The 16,139-nt window shown below is 62.1% G+C and carries 14 protein-coding genes; 7 read left to right on the plus strand and 7 right to left on the minus strand.

Translation table 11 applies throughout. The features are described from left to right. Nucleotides 1-11 precede the first annotated feature (11 nt). Nucleotides 12-1,460 (minus strand): rhomboid family intramembrane serine protease, encoded by a 1,449-nt coding sequence (locus BM344_RS09280; RefSeq protein WP_091988674.1) that lies wholly within the window; start codon nt 1,458-1,460, stop codon nt 12-14. A gap of 326 nt (nt 1,461-1,786) precedes the next feature. Between BM344_RS09280 and BM344_RS09285 the strand changes: the two genes are divergently transcribed. Then, nucleotides 1,787-2,227 (plus strand): OmpA family protein, encoded by a 441-nt coding sequence (locus tag BM344_RS09285; RefSeq protein ID WP_091988677.1) that lies wholly within the window; start codon nt 1,787-1,789, stop codon nt 2,225-2,227. A gap of 89 nt (nt 2,228-2,316) precedes the next feature. Here the strand turns inward: BM344_RS09285 and BM344_RS09290 are convergent, their stop codons facing one another. The 5 genes from BM344_RS09290 to BM344_RS09310 form a co-directional block, all read right to left on the minus strand. Further along, nucleotides 2,317-2,718, minus strand: a complete 402-nt coding sequence (locus tag BM344_RS09290; protein WP_091988680.1) for an MAPEG family protein — start codon at nt 2,716-2,718, stop codon at nt 2,317-2,319. A 2-nt stretch (nt 2,719-2,720) separates the two neighbouring features. Next, the gene (locus tag BM344_RS09295; protein WP_091988683.1) at nt 2,721-2,963 is read right to left on the minus strand and encodes a GlsB/YeaQ/YmgE family stress response membrane protein; all 243 of its coding nucleotides are present in this window, start codon (nt 2,961-2,963) and stop codon (nt 2,721-2,723) included. Between the two features lie 95 nt (nt 2,964-3,058). Next, on the minus strand, nt 3,059-3,757 hold the full coding sequence (locus tag BM344_RS09300; protein WP_091988686.1) for a lysophospholipid acyltransferase family protein: 699 nt from the start codon (nt 3,755-3,757) through the stop codon (nt 3,059-3,061). Nucleotides 3,758-3,804: 47 nt separating this feature from the next. Continuing rightward, entirely contained in the window at nt 3,805-4,392 is a 588-nt protein-coding gene (locus BM344_RS09305; protein ID WP_091988689.1) for a class GN sortase, read from the minus strand. Then, nucleotides 4,389-6,530 (minus strand): marine proteobacterial sortase target protein, encoded by a 2,142-nt coding sequence (locus BM344_RS09310; protein ID WP_091988692.1) that lies wholly within the window; start codon nt 6,528-6,530, stop codon nt 4,389-4,391. The genes BM344_RS09305 and BM344_RS09310 overlap by 4 nt, the downstream gene beginning before the upstream one ends. A 191-nt stretch (nt 6,531-6,721) precedes the next feature. On the opposite strand from BM344_RS09310, the gene pdsR reads away from it, so the two are divergent. From pdsR to BM344_RS09325, 3 genes are read left to right on the plus strand one after another with little or no spacing between them, the layout of a single operon-like run. Next, nucleotides 6,722-7,423, plus strand: a complete 702-nt coding sequence (gene pdsR / locus BM344_RS09315) for a proteobacterial dedicated sortase system response regulator (protein ID WP_091988695.1) — start codon at nt 6,722-6,724, stop codon at nt 7,421-7,423. 3 nt (nt 7,424-7,426) lie between these two features. Then, nucleotides 7,427-9,454, plus strand: a complete 2,028-nt coding sequence (locus tag BM344_RS09320) for an ATP-binding protein (protein ID WP_091988698.1) — start codon at nt 7,427-7,429, stop codon at nt 9,452-9,454. A gap of 15 nt (nt 9,455-9,469) precedes the next feature. Continuing rightward, nucleotides 9,470-10,777 carry a DUF3422 family protein gene (locus tag BM344_RS09325; protein WP_091988700.1) on the plus strand — a complete coding sequence of 436 codons (1,308 nt, stop codon included), beginning with the start codon at nt 9,470-9,472 and terminating at the stop codon, nt 10,775-10,777. A gap of 3 nt (nt 10,778-10,780) precedes the next feature. Here BM344_RS09325 and BM344_RS09330 read toward each other — a convergent pair whose 3' ends face one another. Next, nucleotides 10,781-11,560, minus strand: coding sequence for an ATP-binding protein (locus BM344_RS09330; protein ID WP_091988703.1), 780 nt, complete (start codon nt 11,558-11,560; stop codon nt 10,781-10,783). A gap of 87 nt (nt 11,561-11,647) precedes the next feature. Between BM344_RS09330 and BM344_RS09335 the strand changes: the two genes are divergently transcribed. From BM344_RS09335 to cysK, 3 genes are all read left to right on the plus strand, one after another. Next, nucleotides 11,648-12,091: a methylglyoxal synthase gene (locus BM344_RS09335; RefSeq protein ID WP_091988707.1), complete on the plus strand. Its 444-nt coding sequence runs from the start codon at nt 11,648-11,650 to the stop codon at nt 12,089-12,091. A gap of 73 nt (nt 12,092-12,164) precedes the next feature. After that, nucleotides 12,165-15,074: a transporter substrate-binding domain-containing diguanylate cyclase gene (locus tag BM344_RS09340; RefSeq protein WP_091988710.1), complete on the plus strand. Its 2,910-nt coding sequence runs from the start codon at nt 12,165-12,167 to the stop codon at nt 15,072-15,074. Between the two features lie 72 nt (nt 15,075-15,146). Continuing rightward, the gene (gene cysK, locus BM344_RS09345; protein WP_091988713.1) at nt 15,147-16,118 is read left to right on the plus strand and encodes a cysteine synthase A; all 972 of its coding nucleotides are present in this window, start codon (nt 15,147-15,149) and stop codon (nt 16,116-16,118) included. The last annotated feature ends 21 nt before the right edge of the window (nt 16,119-16,139 follow it).

Below are 16,139 nucleotides of genomic sequence, written 5' to 3' on the forward strand. Positions count from 1 at the left end.
CTTCCCCGAGGTCAGCTCGCCTGCAACAACTGCCTGTAGTGGCGAGCCTTTGGCGCCATCTGGCGCTTTTCGAACTCTTCCACCAGCAACCGGCAGGCCTCGGTTGTGAGCAACTGATCGCCGGTGCTTTTCAACCGCTCGAAGGCTTTCTCGGCGGCTTTCAGGTCGTGCTGCTTCAGGCTGGTGAACAACACCCGGTTGTGGTCCTGGGCCGACAGTGGCTTATGGCTCTCGCCTTTGCCGAGGTATTCCTGCCAGATGGCAATCATCTGTTCCGGCTGGTGACGACTCAGGGCATCGTTCATCAGTTCCCGGGCGCGCTCCCGGTACTCCGGCAGGTCCGGCCGGAGTTTGGCGAGCTGGTACAGATGCTCCAGCAGAATGTGGCGCTCCGGGTAGTGTTCGCGCAGGGCCTCGAACTGGCGGCGGGCCAGGTCAAAATCCATGCGGCCGAGGCTGGCCATGGCCTGGGCGTAGCCGGTGGTAAAACGGGCGTCCTGCTCCTCTTCTTCGGGCTCGAAAAACTCCTCGCGCACCTGCAGCCAGCTTTTACCCAGCAGCCAGACCAGGCCGGCACCGGCGATCAGCCCGCCGGCGTGGGCCATGTAGGCGATACCGGTGGCCCCGGCAAACCAGTAATCGTAGATTTCCTTGCCCAGCCACACCGGGAGCAGGGCGATGGCCGGGGCCCGGAAGTAGTTGAAGTAGACGCCCAGGAAATAGAAGAAGCGGATCTTTTGTAAACCGTAAATGGCCACGTACATGCCCATCAGACCGGAGATGGAGCCAGAGGCGCCAACCAGGGGCACATAGCTGCCTGCGGAAAACGCGGTAAACACCAACCCGGACATGGCCCCGCACAACAGGTAGGCGAGCAGGAACCGGCCAGGCCCGAGGGCTTTCTCAACGGTAAAGCCGAGCAGGAACAGGAACACCAGGTTGCCAATGATGTGGCCCCAGCCGCCATGCAGGAACTGGTAGGTAATCAGGGTGTACAGCGACAGGTCGGCGGGCACCAGCCCCAGTTGCTGGGCACTGAGGGTCTGAATGTAGGCCTGTTCGATGGCCAGGCGCTGTTCCTGCCAGTAGGCCCGCTCGCTGGCCGCCCAGATTATGTCCTGGTTTTGCAGCAGGTATTGGTAGAACTCCCGGTCCATCAGCAGGTTGATGGCCAACCAGAGGTTCTCGTCGTTTTCCCGCAACTCCTGGAACTGCTGCAGTTCGTAGATGCGGCTTTCCTGACCTTCAAACCGGATCTGTCGCTGAAGGTAGTCTTCGTAGGCCGGCGCCTCCAGGAGGTGCAGGTCGGCTTCGAGGTAGCTTTCAACGGCCTGTTCGAGCTTGCGGCTGTCGGCACCCTGGTAGAACAGGAACACCAGCAGGCAGGCCAGCATCAGGCCCAGGGTGACCCAGGGTGGGCGTTTCCAGTTGACGGCGTTTTCGGCGGGGATGATCAGCATGGGCGGTCACATTTCATCATTATCGGTCCTTGATTGTCTGCTTTTTTACCATAGCCACGCCTTCTTTTCGCGTTCAAATGGAATCCGGCGCAGAGGTCACACCGGGTCAATCGGGGAAATGTGCACCGCTCCACAGAGTGGATAGCTGCCACCTGCCGGGCTTCACTGTCATGCCATCGTCATGGCAATGCCATTTAATCGGGGCCGGCAAGCGTGTGTTTCGCGGGGGCCTTATCGACCAATCGCCAATTGCCGTTATTCCCGCATCCACCAATAGTGACCGGGAATAACAAGAAAAACCGGATACCTGAAACAAGGATTCTGAGATGACCGTACTCGTATTGGACAACCCTGAACTGATCGCCAAGGCCGCGATGGCATCCGGCTTCCTACATGCGGCTTTCGAGTCCGGCAGTGCGCGGCCTCACCGCATGAGGTTCCACTACGGCTTCAACCGCCACGCCCTGGAAGGCAAAGACCTCGAGATTATCAAGCAACACGCGGCGTACCTTGTGCACAACCCCACCACCATGGTGCGCATCCACGGCCACTCTGACAATTTTGGTGGCGAGGACTACAACCGGTTCCTCTCCCGCCTGCGTGCCAATGCCGTCGCCCGTGTGCTGATGCAGGAGGGCGTGCCGGAGTCCCGCATTATCATGAGCCACTGGGGCTCCTCCCGGCCGTTGGCCACACCGGAGGATCGCGCTGCCAATCGCCGCGTGGAACTGGAGTACCTCACGGTGGATGTGGCGCAGGCGCTCTAGGCCGCCCGGCAAATCAGACCGACAAAAAAGGGGCCGAAGGGCCCCTTTTCACTTTCGCTTATCGCACGGCCACCAGGCCGCCGCGATCGTCAGCCGTACAGGCTCCAGACATTCCATAGCAGGAAGATGGCCGTGGCCAGGATGGCCAGCCATGTGAGCACAATGCCGATCATCCGCGCCTTGTGGGGCCCACCACGACCATTAATCATGCCCCAGGCGTGGAGAATACGGCCGACCACCAGGGCCATGCCCGTCCAGTAGATCAGGCCACTGGCCACACCATTGAGCTCGGCGATAGCCAGCATGATCAGGCCCAGGGGGGCGTATTCCACCAGATTGGCATGGGCCCGGACCGCCGCCTCGAAATCCCGGTCGTCGGTCACGCCCATGCCCTTGCGATACTTCAGCCGGAACTTGACGACCTGGATCGACAACACCAGCAGCAGAATGCCGGTGACGGCAGCGAACACTCCGGTAACAGGTACGATCATGCTCAGCCCTTCTTGATCTTGCTGACAATGGCGAGCAGCAGAATCGCACCGACGGTGGCGGTGACCAGTTCACCCACGGCTCCCTGGGCCGCCAGGCCCAGCAGGCGAAATACAAAGCCGCCAATCACCGAGCCCACAATGCCAATGCCGATGTTGGCCAGTACACCAAAGCCACGGCCTTTCATGATCAGACCGGCCAGCCAGCCGGCGACACCACCGATGATAAGAAACAGTATCAGATTCATTGCTTGCCTCTCCCTGAGGGTCGTTGGACGAAAGAATCAGTCCCGCAAAGACTGCACTGTTTCCAGTGGTGCATCAAGCACTTCGCCACAGGTACTCAGAGCGAGGCGATGGCCTGCGCCATCTGCTTTTGGCATCGAGCCATGAGCTGCGGGATGTCTTCCACGGAGAGGCCCTCAGTTTCCACGGGCGGCAGGATGCGAATCGCAACCGACTCCCGGCGCCCGCTCCAGCCAACTGCCTGATCCCGGTATTCCTGGGCGCAGACCATGGTGATGGGCGCGCCAGCGGCTACGGCGGCATGGAAAGCGCCTTTCTTGAATTTCTGCAGACCACGGCCCCGGCTCCGCGTGCCTTCCGGAAATACCCAGAGGCTCTTGCGCTCCCGGGCAATGGCCTGGCTGGTGGCCTGCATCACCGCAACCGCTTTCTGGGAGCGACCCCGATTGAGGATAACGTTGCCCCCCAGCCAGAACACCTGACCGAAAAAGGGCACCCAGACCAGGGAAGATTTCCCGACGGTGACCGTCCTCGGCGGCAGCAGGTCGCCCATGACGAACAGGTCGTCGTTATGCTGGTGATTGGCGATCACCACAGTGGGGCGGTCCTGGGGCATGTTTTCCCGCCCCTCCAGAGGACGCTCCATACCCAGCAGTGCCCGGCCGATGCGGGCAACGGCGGCACCGAGCAAACGGTTGTTATCGGGGTTGAATGGCCGTGCCAGATACAGTACCAGCGCAATCAGGCAAATGACCGGCACGCTCACCCAGGCCAGCAATTTTCTCAGAACACCCATGCAAAACACTCAGCAATCGAACAAAGGCGCACAAGTGTACGCCAAACCTAGATACCAGCAACAGTTTCAATTTGTTCGCGCGTGTGGTCGAGCGCCGAGGCCCGGACCACGTATCGCAAGGGGCCGCCTGCGTCGATGCCATCGAAGGGGTAGCAGGTAATCAGCAGCAACGCTCCCTCCGGCAACTGCTCGGTGTCAATCAGCGTCGAGCGGCTGTCCACCACCCGGGATCCGTCCACCCGATAGCGACGCCAGCGGCCCTGCTCACCCTGGAGCCTCAGTTCCTGGCCCGGCTCGAGGTTCGCCAGCCCGCGGAAATGCGTATCGCGGTGACCAGCGATAACCACCGGCCCCCGATCACCCTTGCCGGCAAGCAGTCCCGGACCAAACGCCAGGCTTTCACCGCTGGTGTCTGCGAGCACAATGACCGACTCATCAAGCGCCGGCATGGCCAGCCTCGCCACCGGCCAGGTATCTGCCCACGGCCAGGGTCGGGTCTGCGACTGGCGCGCCTGGCTCTCGGCCCAGGCCAGCTCCAGCAGCTCCTGCGCCACTACCGCTTTCAGGGGAATCCAGAGCCCGAATACCAACAGCGTAGCAGAGCTGGTGAACAGCAGAAGCAACAGGCGACTCATGGGCATGCCCTCCGGTTCAGCATCAGCAGGGCCAGGGAGAACATCAGTCCCACCAGCCCCAGGGCCAACAGCAGGGGCGCCATGGTGGCGGTTTGCGGGTAACGGAGCATACCCTGGGAACTGCCGGCGGGGAGCAGCGTCGGGATCTGGTCCGAGACCAGTTCCGATTCGGCATTCCGGCTTTGAGATGTATCCACCGCAACAAAGCTCGTGTAAGGCGATATCAGCCCGTGCTTGACCGCCAATCGGGTCACCGCGTCTTCATCAACGTCGACACCGGACACGGTTCCTGCATCCAACAGACTGTCGAGCTTTTCCCTGGCCCAATGCCGGTGTAATCCCGAGCCCGGGGCCGCCTGCTGCAGATCCAGGGACTGCTCCCAGACTGTGCCGTCCGGCGACCGGCCCGACACCCTGAGCAGACCCTGCGGGGGCACGCCCCGGACCACACTGATCATGGGTTCTCCCTGGAACAGGTCACCCACCCGCGCCGGATAGCTTTCAGCCGCTGCGACGGCATCGGGCCACTGCAAACGGATATCGGTCAGCACCGGCGCTTCCATGGCGGTGAACAGGGCCTGGAGCGGGCCGCCAAGGTCGGATGGCCCACGGATGGCGGTGTAGGTGCCCCGGCCCCACCGGGCGGCCTCACGCATGAAATGACGATTGGGTGCCGAGCCGATACCCACGGTAAAGAGCCGGCGATTGCCCAACTGCTCCCGAATCTGGCGGAACAGAGCCGCCTCATTTCCAACGGCGCCGTCGGTGATGAACACCACCTGGCGCACACGGGGGCCCGACTCCGCCCCGTCCCCGGAATTCTGCAGCGCCAGTGCCAGCGCCGGTGCCATTTCCGTCCCACCGTCGGCAGCAAGCTGGCCCACGTAGCCGCGGGCCCGGGCCAGGTTATTGCCCGAGGCCGGCATCGGAGCCATGAACAGGGAATGTGTCTGGCTATTGAACTGGATGATATTGAACCGATCCTGGCGTGTGAGGGTGTCCAGCCCCGCCTGCAGAGCCGCCCGCGCCTGCCGGATGGATTCGCCGGCCATGGAGCCGGAGGTGTCGATCACAAACACCAGGTCCCTGGGCAGTGACGATTGACCAGCCTGCCCCGGCAACACCATGGCCATGAGGTATTCCTCGCCCTGCCAGGATTGGTGGAACACCGCCGCCGAGGGCGCATTACCGGCCGAAGGCCGCCAGCGCAGCACGAAATCCCGGTCCATCAGCGTGTCTCCACCTGCGGGTGACACCATAAACCGAGTACCCTCCTGGCCGGTGACCAGGGCATGGGTCGGACTGGTGACCCCGGCCAGTGGCAGTCCGGGCTCCAGGATTACCTCAATGGACGCCCGGTGACTGTCATTGGCCACGTCCTCTGGAGCAACCGTAAACGGACTGATGGCCCCCGCATCCGGGACTTCGGTGGTTGGCAGGGCCCAGCCGCCCTGCCATGTGGACGGTGACTGACTCACGGGCTGGCCGGGCATGTACCGGGGCGTCAGGGTGGTGGGCAGCGTCAGCTCGAACACACCGGCCTGATAACGCACCGGTTGCTGGTAACGAAGCTCTACCGTTACCGTCTCGCCGGGTGGAATGTTCGCAACCCGCGCGGTGAACAGATTGGGCCGCTGTTGCTCCACGGCCGCCGCATGCTGCCCGGCCTGCCTGGCCTGTTCATAGGTCTTGCGGGCCTCGGCCCTGGGCAACACCCTGCCCTCCACCGTCCGCTCACCGACGGTCATGGTCAGTCCGTACACCGACGCCTTTGCCGGCAGGGGGAACACAAGGATCCCCTCACGCCACCGGTCGCTGGTATTCCTGAACTGTCGCTGTAGCCGGGTGTCGGAAATCAGGCCACCGACCCGCACCCGGAAGTCACTGTCCAGCACCAGCGCCGGCTCCTGCAATTGCCCCTGGCCATCGACAAAATGCAACTGGCCGGCGCTCTCTGCCTCGCTTGCCTCGGCGTAAAGAGGATGAACAAACAGCATCAGCAACACCGCCAGCCACAGGCTGACACCCTCTGCCGTGCGCCTGACCCGGCGGCATTGACGCGCCTCGTTCCGGGCAGAACGCAGGCAGGGTTGGCTCAGCACCGGTGTCGGGGTGGGGATGAAACGTGAAAGCATCATGACAGAGTCCTTGTGAGTGCATGACTGGGCAATGACACCCATTCCAGCAACCCCGGAAGGAACCCCCGTGTCAGAAAGCGGCAAACCGGCGACCCAAAAATGATGAATTGTGGCAACCAGCCCCTTCGGCCTTGTGCTCCAGTAGTGGCGTGGTTAAATAGGAACCCATCGGCCAAGGAAACCGCCGCATCATGAAAAAACACCTGGTACTGATTGAGGACGAGCCGGCCATACGCGACAACTACCGGGCGGCCTTTGAGCGCCGGGGCTATCGCGTGACGGCCCATGGTGATCGCGCTGCAGCCTGGCAGTCCTTGCGCCAGGGTCTGCCAGACCTGGCGATTATTGACGTTGGCCTGGGCGACGAGCCCGAAGGCGGCTTTACCCTGTGCCAGGATCTCAGACACTTGTCTCCCACCCTGCCCATCATTTTTCTGACCGCCAGAGACAGCGATATTGATTCGGTCCACGGTCTGCGCCTCGGCGCCGACGACTATGTCACCAAGGACATGAGCCTGGACCACCTGCTGGCCCGGGTAACCGCCCTGCTGCGCCGAGCCGATGCCTGGGCCGAAGCCCTGCAAAAGCCCGATGAAGTCCTGCAGCGGGGTCGCCTCAGCCTGAATGTCGACCGGATGACAGTGGCCTGGGACGATAACCCCATTGACCTCACGGTTACCGAGTTCTGGATGCTGCACTCCCTGGTTCAGCACCCCGGTCATGTCCGCAGCCGGGAGCAGTTGATGGACGCCGCCAGCACGGTGCTCGATGACAACACTGTGACCTCCCACATCAAGCGCATCCGTCGCAAGTTCCAGCAACTGGACGACAGCTTTGACGGCATCCAGACCGCCTATGGCATGGGCTACCGCTGGAATGCCCGTGAGGTCTGATCCTTGAACCTGAAACGCCAGCTGTTCGTTGCCAGCCTGTTGATGCTGCTGATTCCCTGGGCCGGGCTGCAGTTTGTTCTGGAACTGGACGATGCCCTGCGCCAGCAGGCCCGTCAGCAGCTTCAGGAACAGGCGGTGCGCCTGGCCGATGTGGCAGGCGACGCCCTCGTGGGCCTGGACCCGGTCGCGCCGGGCCAGCCGGCCATTTATGTGAAATCGCTGACCGGAACCCTGAATCTTGACGGCTACGGTGACGACTGGCCCGGATACGAGGAGGACGGCGGCCGCGCCGAGTGGCAGAGCCAGGCTACGCCCGGTGCTGACAAACCAACCCTGCAGTGGCAGGCCGCAACGGATGAACGGCACCTGTACCTGCTGATACGGGTGAACCAGCGCCAACCGGTTTTCTTCAACCCGGGCTTGCCCGACCAACCCTACGATCGCCTGACGCTCTGGCTCCAACCGGCCTCCGGAAGCCTGGGTCCGGATGCAGGCCAGGCCTGGCGGCTGCAGACACCGGCGCCGGGCCAGTTCTACGGCCTGTCTGCCACCTCCGGTGCGCCGGACTATCGGGTATCCGGCGTCTGGCAGGGTGCCGGCTCGGGCTGGCAGGTAGAGCTCAAGTTGCCTGTACCACCAGACCGCAGTCGTCTTGGCTTCCGCGCTCAATGGGGTGAAAACCCCGACGAAGCGGTGGCCACCGCCACCGATCCGCTGCCGGTGCTGGTGCGGCGGCAGCCAATGATCGAACGGCGGCTTGCGCCCCGACTGGGCAGTGGGCAGCAGGTGCGACTGATCGAGCCGGCGGGCTGGGTAATCGCGACACAGCAAGGGGACACCAGGGAAATCAGGCCAGAATTCGACACGCTTACACCACTTGAGGTGATTGAGCAGATCAGTCTGAATGCGCTACGGGCGCTGATACGCTTCTACCAGCCGGAACCGGCGGCCATGCCCACCGGCATCGACCGGCTGGCGCCGGAGAGTCTGCCCGATCAGGGCCTGGTGAGGCACGACGACGGCAGCGTCTGGCTGCTGACCACCCGTACCGTGTTCGGCAATCGGACGCTGATTCTCGAACAGTCCATTGATGAGTTACTGACGCTTTCGGGCTCCACACTGGGCTCGGTGATTGCCCGCAGCACGCTGATTATCGTCGCTCTCACACTGGTTCTGCTGGGTTACGCAAGCTGGCTGTCCTGGCGCATCACCCGGCTGGAACGAGCGGTTGGCGCCAGCATCGATGAGGACGGACGCATTACCGGCACCGTGCCGCCGTCACGGGCCAACGACGAACTGGGGCAACTGCAACGCCAGTTCAGCCTGATGGTGGACCGCCTGCAGGGCTACAACCGCTACCTCGAGAGCTTTTCCCGGCGACTCTCCCATGAGCTCAAGACCCCGGTAGCGGTGGTGCGCTCTTCGCTGGAGAACCTGCAACATTGCCAGTCAGACCAGGAGCGACGCCAGTACCTCGACCGGGCAGCCTCGGCCACCGATCGACTGAGCCAGATCCTCAACGGCATGAGCGAGGCGGCCCGCCTTGAACAGAGCCTCGACCACGCCGACAAGGAACCGTTTGACCTTGCCGGGGTGGTTGCCGAAGCCACCGACGCCTACCAGGCGCTGGACAGTTACCATCGCATACAGTTTGTCGGTCCGGATCAGCCCTGCCCGATGCTGGGCTCACCGGAACTGATGGTTCAGCTGCTGGACAAGCTGGTGGATAACGCCCGCGACTTCACGCCCGAGGACGGTCTGATTGAAGTGGCCGTCGGACGGGAGGCCGGCTCGTTGCAACTGTCGGTATTCAATGAGGGGTCCCGACTCCCCGAGGCCCGGGAGACCGATATCTTCAGCCCGTTTGTGTCCCTCCGGGACGGTCAGCAACAGGGTCATCTGGGCCAGGGCCTTCTGATTGTCAGTCTGATTGCGGACTACCACGGAGGCCGTGTGGAGGCGCGAAACCGCGCCCAAAGTGGCATTGACGGGGTTTGCTTCCGGGTTACCATCCCAACTATCCATTCTTGATGACAGGACCGCCCCGTGAGCTCATGCCTGGCTTCTCTCGATATCCATCCGCTGCGAAACGAGTTGTATAACGAGCTGCATTCCCGGCCGTTCCAGGTTCTGCCCACCCCGGCTCGGGTCTCCCAGATCGCGGTGCTGACCACGCCCGAGCAGCGACAGGCGCAATTCCATCACCTCCAGGAGCTTCACCGCCTGCTGGGTCACCCGGTACCAGAAAAGGAGGTGAGCTGTTTCGAGCACACCTTCGGCACACTCCGGGTTCGGCGTGAAATGCACATGGAGTTTGCGTCCTACACCTTCATCAATCTGGCAGCGAGCGACCAGGCCCCGTTCCTGGAAACCGGCATCTCACCCCTGCCGGAGGGCTGGCTCGAAGCACTGACCGGCACCGTGATTGCCGCCTTCCATCTGGATGTCGGACCTGCCGCCGAAGGCACCCGGGACGACCTGGACTATGTGCGCAAGCATTTCGAGGGCATGCGGCTGGTCGGCAGCAGCCCCCAGGAAGGCGCCGCTCGGGTCTGGGGCACGTTCCGCCTGCACAGCGACGGCTTCGGGCGGTTCATGGTATTGAATCACCACATGTCCGACAGCCAGCTGGGGCGCCTGACCCAGCGGCTGATGGAAATCGAGACCTACCGCCTGATGTCGCTACTGGCGCTGCCGGTGGCCCGGGACATCACACCCTCCCTGAACGACATGGACGAACAGCTGGCGGTGATTACCCGGTCGCTGGCGGAGAACGAGGCGGTGGACGAGGAAACCCTGCTGGCCCGGCTGACCCACATTGCCGCCCGGATTGAAGCGTTCCGGGCCCAATCCACCTTCCGGTTTTCGGCCACCCGCGCCTACCACCGACTGGTACTGACGCGGCTGGAGGAGCTGCGGGAAGACGAGCTTTCCGGCCACCTGACGCTCACCGAGTTCATGACCCGGCGCCTGACGCCGGCGGTAAAAACCTGCGAGGCCGTCAGTGAGCGCCTGGAGGATTTGTCCCGGAGGGTGGATCGGGCCTCCGACATGATGCGCACCCGGGTGGAGCTGGCCATCCAGAGCCAGAATCAGCAGGTATTGAGCTCCATGGACCGCCGCTCCAAGATCCAGCTGATGATGCAGCACACCGTGGAAGGCTTCTCGGTGGTGGCCATCACCTATTACCTGATCGGGTTGCTCAAGCTCGGCCTGGATTCGTTGCAGGGCACCGGGCTCGAATTCAACAAGACCCTGGTCCTGGGCATTGCCATTCCCGTGGTGATGGCACTGGTCTACCTGGGCGTGCGTGTGGTTCACCACCGGTTTATCCGAATGGCCAAACACCAGTAACGGCTAGTGTCCCGGCTTTTCGGCCACCTGGCGATAGAACTGCTGGGCGGTGCGACCATTGCGAACGCCCTTGGCGGTGGCGAAGCGAATGGCCTCCCGATGCAGGGCGTCGCGGTCTGCCGCGTCGGGGAACAGGGCATCCACCGCTTGCAGGTAGACGTCCTGGGAGAACGCGTAGAACGACAGCTGCAGGCCAAACCGATCCGCCAGCGATACCTGCTCCTCGATGGCCTCCGCCGGATGCAGCTCGCCATCGCGCATCTCGCTCTTGAGGTTATCGGACATGAACTCCGGCATCAGGTGCCGGCGGTTGGAGGTGGCGTACACCCGGACATTCTCCGGCGGCAACTCCAGGGAGCCTTCGAGGACGCTCTTCAGGGCCTTGTACCCGGTCTCGCCCACGTCAAAGGACAGATCATCGCAGAAGATCACAAACCGGAACGGCAGATCGCAAATCTCGTCGACAATCTCCGGAAGGTTGACCAGGTCGTCCTTGTCTACCTCAATCATGCGCAGCCCTCGGTCCTGGTAGCGATTGAGCAGGGCCTTGATCAACGACGACTTTCCGGTGCCCCGGGCGCCCCAGAGCAGCGCATTGTTGGAAGGGGCTCCGCTCAGGAACCGCTCGGTGTTCCGGCCCAGGGCCTGTTGCTGCCGATCGATACCGGTCAGATCGCTCCACTGTACGGGGTCGAGCCGCCGAATTGGCCGAAGGCCCGAGCGATGACGCCGCCAGACCGCCGCCGGCGTGGTTTTCCATTCAATGGATTCAGTCGCGGACATACACCTCTTTCCTATTCCGTCCAGGGCCAGCCTGTGAAACACTGGCCGTTAGCAATCAAACGGTTTGCACAGGAGACTTTACCTCAAATGGCCGTAAAATCCGTTGCTCTGGTGGCGCACGACAACAAAAAGAAGGAGCTGGTGGACTGGGTTGCCGAAAACCGCACCCGATTCTCCCCCTTGAAGCTTTATGCGACGGGTACCACCGGTCGGCTGCTACGTGAGAGCCTGGAACGGGACGATGTACATTGCCTGCTCAGCGGCCCCCTCGGTGGCGACCAGCAGATTGGCGCCAAGATTGCCGAGGGCGAAATAGACCTTCTGGTGTTTTTCTGGGACCCCCTGGAGCCCCAACCCCACGATCCCGACATCAAGGCGCTTCTGCGCATCGCAGCACTCTGGAACATTCCCGTGGCCTGCAACCGCGCCACCGCGGAATTCATCCTGACGTCCGCCTACATGACCGACGACCAGCACCAACCCAGGAAACCTGATTTCTCTGATTATACGGGCCGATCCGTCGGCGCCTGAATAACCGGCAGTAGGCAAGGTCGACGGTTGAGACTACACTGGATATGTAGCTGTTAAGGACCGTCGGCACCCCATGAACTGCCCTGCCCATTCCCTTCCGAACCCGTTCGTGAGCGTCGCTTTATTCGTTCTGCTGGCCATCACGGGGCTGCTCGTTTCCGCCTCTGCCCATAGCCAGGAAAACACTCATCCGATCACCGTCGGCATCGTGGCCGATAACAAACCCTACTCCTTCGTTGAAGGTCGCACGGCAGGCGGTTTTTCCGTGGATGTTCTGAGGGACGTGGCCAGACAATCAGGCCTTGAGTTCACCTTTCGGGCCGGCAGTTGGCCGGAAATTTACAGCGCCTTTATGCGCGGGGACCTCGATGTCATCGATGGCATCTCCTTCCGGCAGGACCGTGCTCAGGAAATTCTGTTCACCGGGCCCTACCACATTCGCCAGACCTACCTGATGCACGACACACAGCACCCGATTGGCGAGGTGCAATCCATCGAGGATTTACAGGGTTTGCGCGTAGGTGTGGTTCGCGATGTCTATTATGCCGAGCGGCTGCGCGAATTCGGCATCGAGCACACCAGCTATGACTCCCTGTACAGCCTGATCCGTGCTCTGGCATTCGGCTGGGTGGATGTAATTATCGGACCAAGACTAACCCTGCAGTATTACGCCAACGAGGCCGGGTTCCGTTTTCTCGCCATTGCTGGCGAAGCGCCGCTGGGCGAGCTGTCCAGGGAGGATTTCCGACTCGGTGTCCTGAAGTCCAATGAAGCTCTGTTCAAGCGAATCAATGCGGGCCTCGAGCAGATTCCCGAAAAACGCATCCTGGAACTGCTGGAGCGCTGGCAGGAATTCGGTGGCACCCGCCTGGCCGCCTCCGAGGACCTGGTGCTCAGCCCGGAACAGCGCCGATTCATCGCCGAAACAGGGCCGGTGCGGGTCGGACTCATGCGCGATTATGCCCCCTACAGCTTCGACAGCGGCACCCGCATCGAGGGCCTGACCGTTGACGTCCTGCACCGATTGTCCGACCTGACCGGTCTGCAGGTGATCCCGGTGAGCGGTCAATGGGTTGAGCTGCTGCCGCTGTTTCGTGATGGTGAAATCGACGTGCTCGCCAACATGTCGTTCCGCCCTCAGCGCACTGCCTTTACCCGCTACACCGAGCCCTACCACACCATACCGAACGTTGCCTTTACCCTCGATCCCGACCTGGATTTCAACTCACTGGCCGATTTGCAGGGTCAGCGCGTGGCGCTCGGCTCAGGTATCTACTACGAGAAACCGGTGCGCGAGAGGCTCGGCGACGATGCCCGGGTTTTCACTGCTCAGGATGCCATGTTCGAAGCCCTCGCCCGGGGCGAGGTGGACGTGGTTCTGGCGGCACTGCCCAACGGCAATTTCTGGATCCGGGAACTGGGCCTCACGGGTGTGCGCATCGCAGGTGAATTGCTGTTGGAGGGCTTGCCCGGTGAGGATCTGCGCTTTGGCGTTCGCCCGGGCCTGGCACCACTGACCGATATTCTGGACCAGGCCCTGGCCAGTATCAGCGCCGACGAGATGCGGACCATCGAAAACCGATGGCTTGGCGCCAGCAACAGCCGGCAAAGGTCGGCTACGGGCGAAGTGTCGCTCAGCGCTGGCGAGCAACAGTGGCTCGAAGCCCGCGGGTACCGTTTGTCCATGTGCATCGATCCCGACTGGCTTCCGCTGGAAGGCTTCAACGAGGAGGGCAAGCATATCGGCCTTTCCGCAGAGGTATTCCGCCTGTTTGCAGAACGGACCCCGATCCGGTTCGAGGTGCTGCCCACCGAAACCTGGCAGCAATCCATGGTCGCCGCCCGGGAGCGGCGCTGTGACCTCCTGGCCATGGCCATGAAGACACCGGAGCGTTCCGAGTTCATGAATTTCACAGAACCCTATCTGGTGGCGCCCAATGTGGTGCTGGGCCGGATTGAGGCGCCCTTCATCGAGCGGGTCGGCGACCTGCGCGGACAAAAAGTGGGCGTGGTGGAAGATTATGCCTTTGCCGAATTACTGAAAGAACGATACCCGTCACTCAACCTGGTTGAAGTACCGAACGAACAGGAAGGGCTTCGCCGTCTTCAGCGGCGCGAGCTGGACGGCTATATCACCACCTTGCCTACGGCCAGCCACTACATTCAGGACCTGGGTTTTCCCGAACTGAAAGTGATTGGCCGCATCCCCGCGGACTGGTCGCTCTCGGTGGCCACCCGCTCGGACGAACCTCTGTTGCTGGGTATCATGCAGAAACTGGTGGCCAGCCTCACCATCGACGAGCGGCGGAGCCTGGAGAGCCACTGGCGAAACATCCAGTTGAAACAGTCGGTGGATTATTCCCTGCTATGGCAACTCGCCATCGTCGGTGCCCTGATCACCGTGCTGCTGGTTTACTGGAACCGCAAGCTCGGTCGGCTCAACCGGGAGCTGGCCGTTGCCAACGAAACCCTCGCTCGCCTCAGCGTCACCGACGACCTCACTCAGCTGGGCAATCGAAGCTATTTTGATCAGGAATTCCGCAAGAGCTTCCAGTGGTGCCAGCGCCACCACTCCGGATTTGCGGTGGCCATGGTGGACGCCGATCATTTCAAGCGAATCAACGATACCCATGGCCACGAGGCCGGCGACCTGTGCCTCAAGGCCATGGCGGAAATCATGCGCTCGCATTTTCGGCGTGAAACCGACCGTCTGGCCCGGTTCGGTGGAGAAGAGTTCGTGGTTTTTGCCAGTTTTGAGGACCGCGACGAATTCCGTAACCGACTGGAGAGCCTCCGGCAGGCCGTGGCCCACTCCAGTGTTCGATTCCAGGATGAGGAGATCCGGATGACCATCAGCATCGGCCTGGCTACCGGAAGACCGGGGCCGGAGGCAAGCGCCGCGGAGTACCTTCGCCAGGCCGACAACGCCCTGTACCAGGCCAAGCAGAACGGGCGCAATCGGACCGAGGTGCGTGCGATCTGAGTCCAGAACGTTACCTGAACGCCGCTGCTGCTACTATGCTTGTGGAACAAGGACAACCATCAGGAGACCGCCATGGCACGTATCTACGAGGACAACTCCCTCTCCATCGGTAACACCCCGCTCGTCAAGCTCAACCGGGTGAACGACGGCGCAACCATCTGGGCCAAGATCGAGGGCCGCAATCCGGCCTATTCGGTGAAATGTCGTATCGGTGCCGCGATGATCTGGGATGCTGAAAAGCGCGGCACCCTGAAACCGGGAATGACCATCGTTGAACCCACCAGCGGCAACACTGGTATTGCCCTGGCCTTCGTGGCGGCGGCCCGGGGTTACAAACTGGTCCTGACCATGCCGGCATCCATGAGCCTGGAGCGTCGCAAGGTATTGAAGGCCCTGGGTGCCGAGCTGGTACTCACCGAACCCGCCAAGGGTATGCCGGGCGCCATCGCCAAGGCCGAGGAGATCTTCGCCTCGGATCCTGACAACCATTTCCTGCCCCAGCAGTTCCAGAACCCGGCCAACCCCCGGATTCACGAGGACACCACCGGGCCCGAAATCTGGAACGACACCGACGGCGACATCGACATATTCGTGTCCGGCGTGGGCACCGGAGGCACGCTGACCGGAGTCTCCCGCTACATCAAGCACACCAAGGGCAAACAGATCCACACGGTGGCCGTGGAACCGAGCGATTCGCCGGTGATTCGCCAGGTGATGAACGGCGAGGACCCCAAACCCTCACCCCACAAGATTCAGGGCATTGGTGCGGGCTTCGTGCCCAAGAACCTGGATCTGGATCTCGTGGACCAAGTGGAGGCAGTATCCAATGAAGAGGCCATGGACATGGCCCATCGGCTGATGCAGGAGGAAGGGATTCTCTGCGGCATTTCCTGTGGCGCGGCTGTGGTGGCTGCGGTAAGGGTAAGCAAACAGCCGGAGCACCAGGGCAAGAACATCGTGGTGGTTCTGCCGGACAGCGCGGAGCGTTATCTCTCCTCCGCCCTCTTCGCCGACCGGTTCGGCGAGCTTGAGAACGTGCAATAGAACCGGTTATAGCGATGCAGT

Source organism: Marinobacter gudaonensis (genome assembly GCF_900115175.1).
Classification (GTDB): domain Bacteria; phylum Pseudomonadota; class Gammaproteobacteria; order Pseudomonadales; family Oleiphilaceae; genus Marinobacter; species Marinobacter gudaonensis.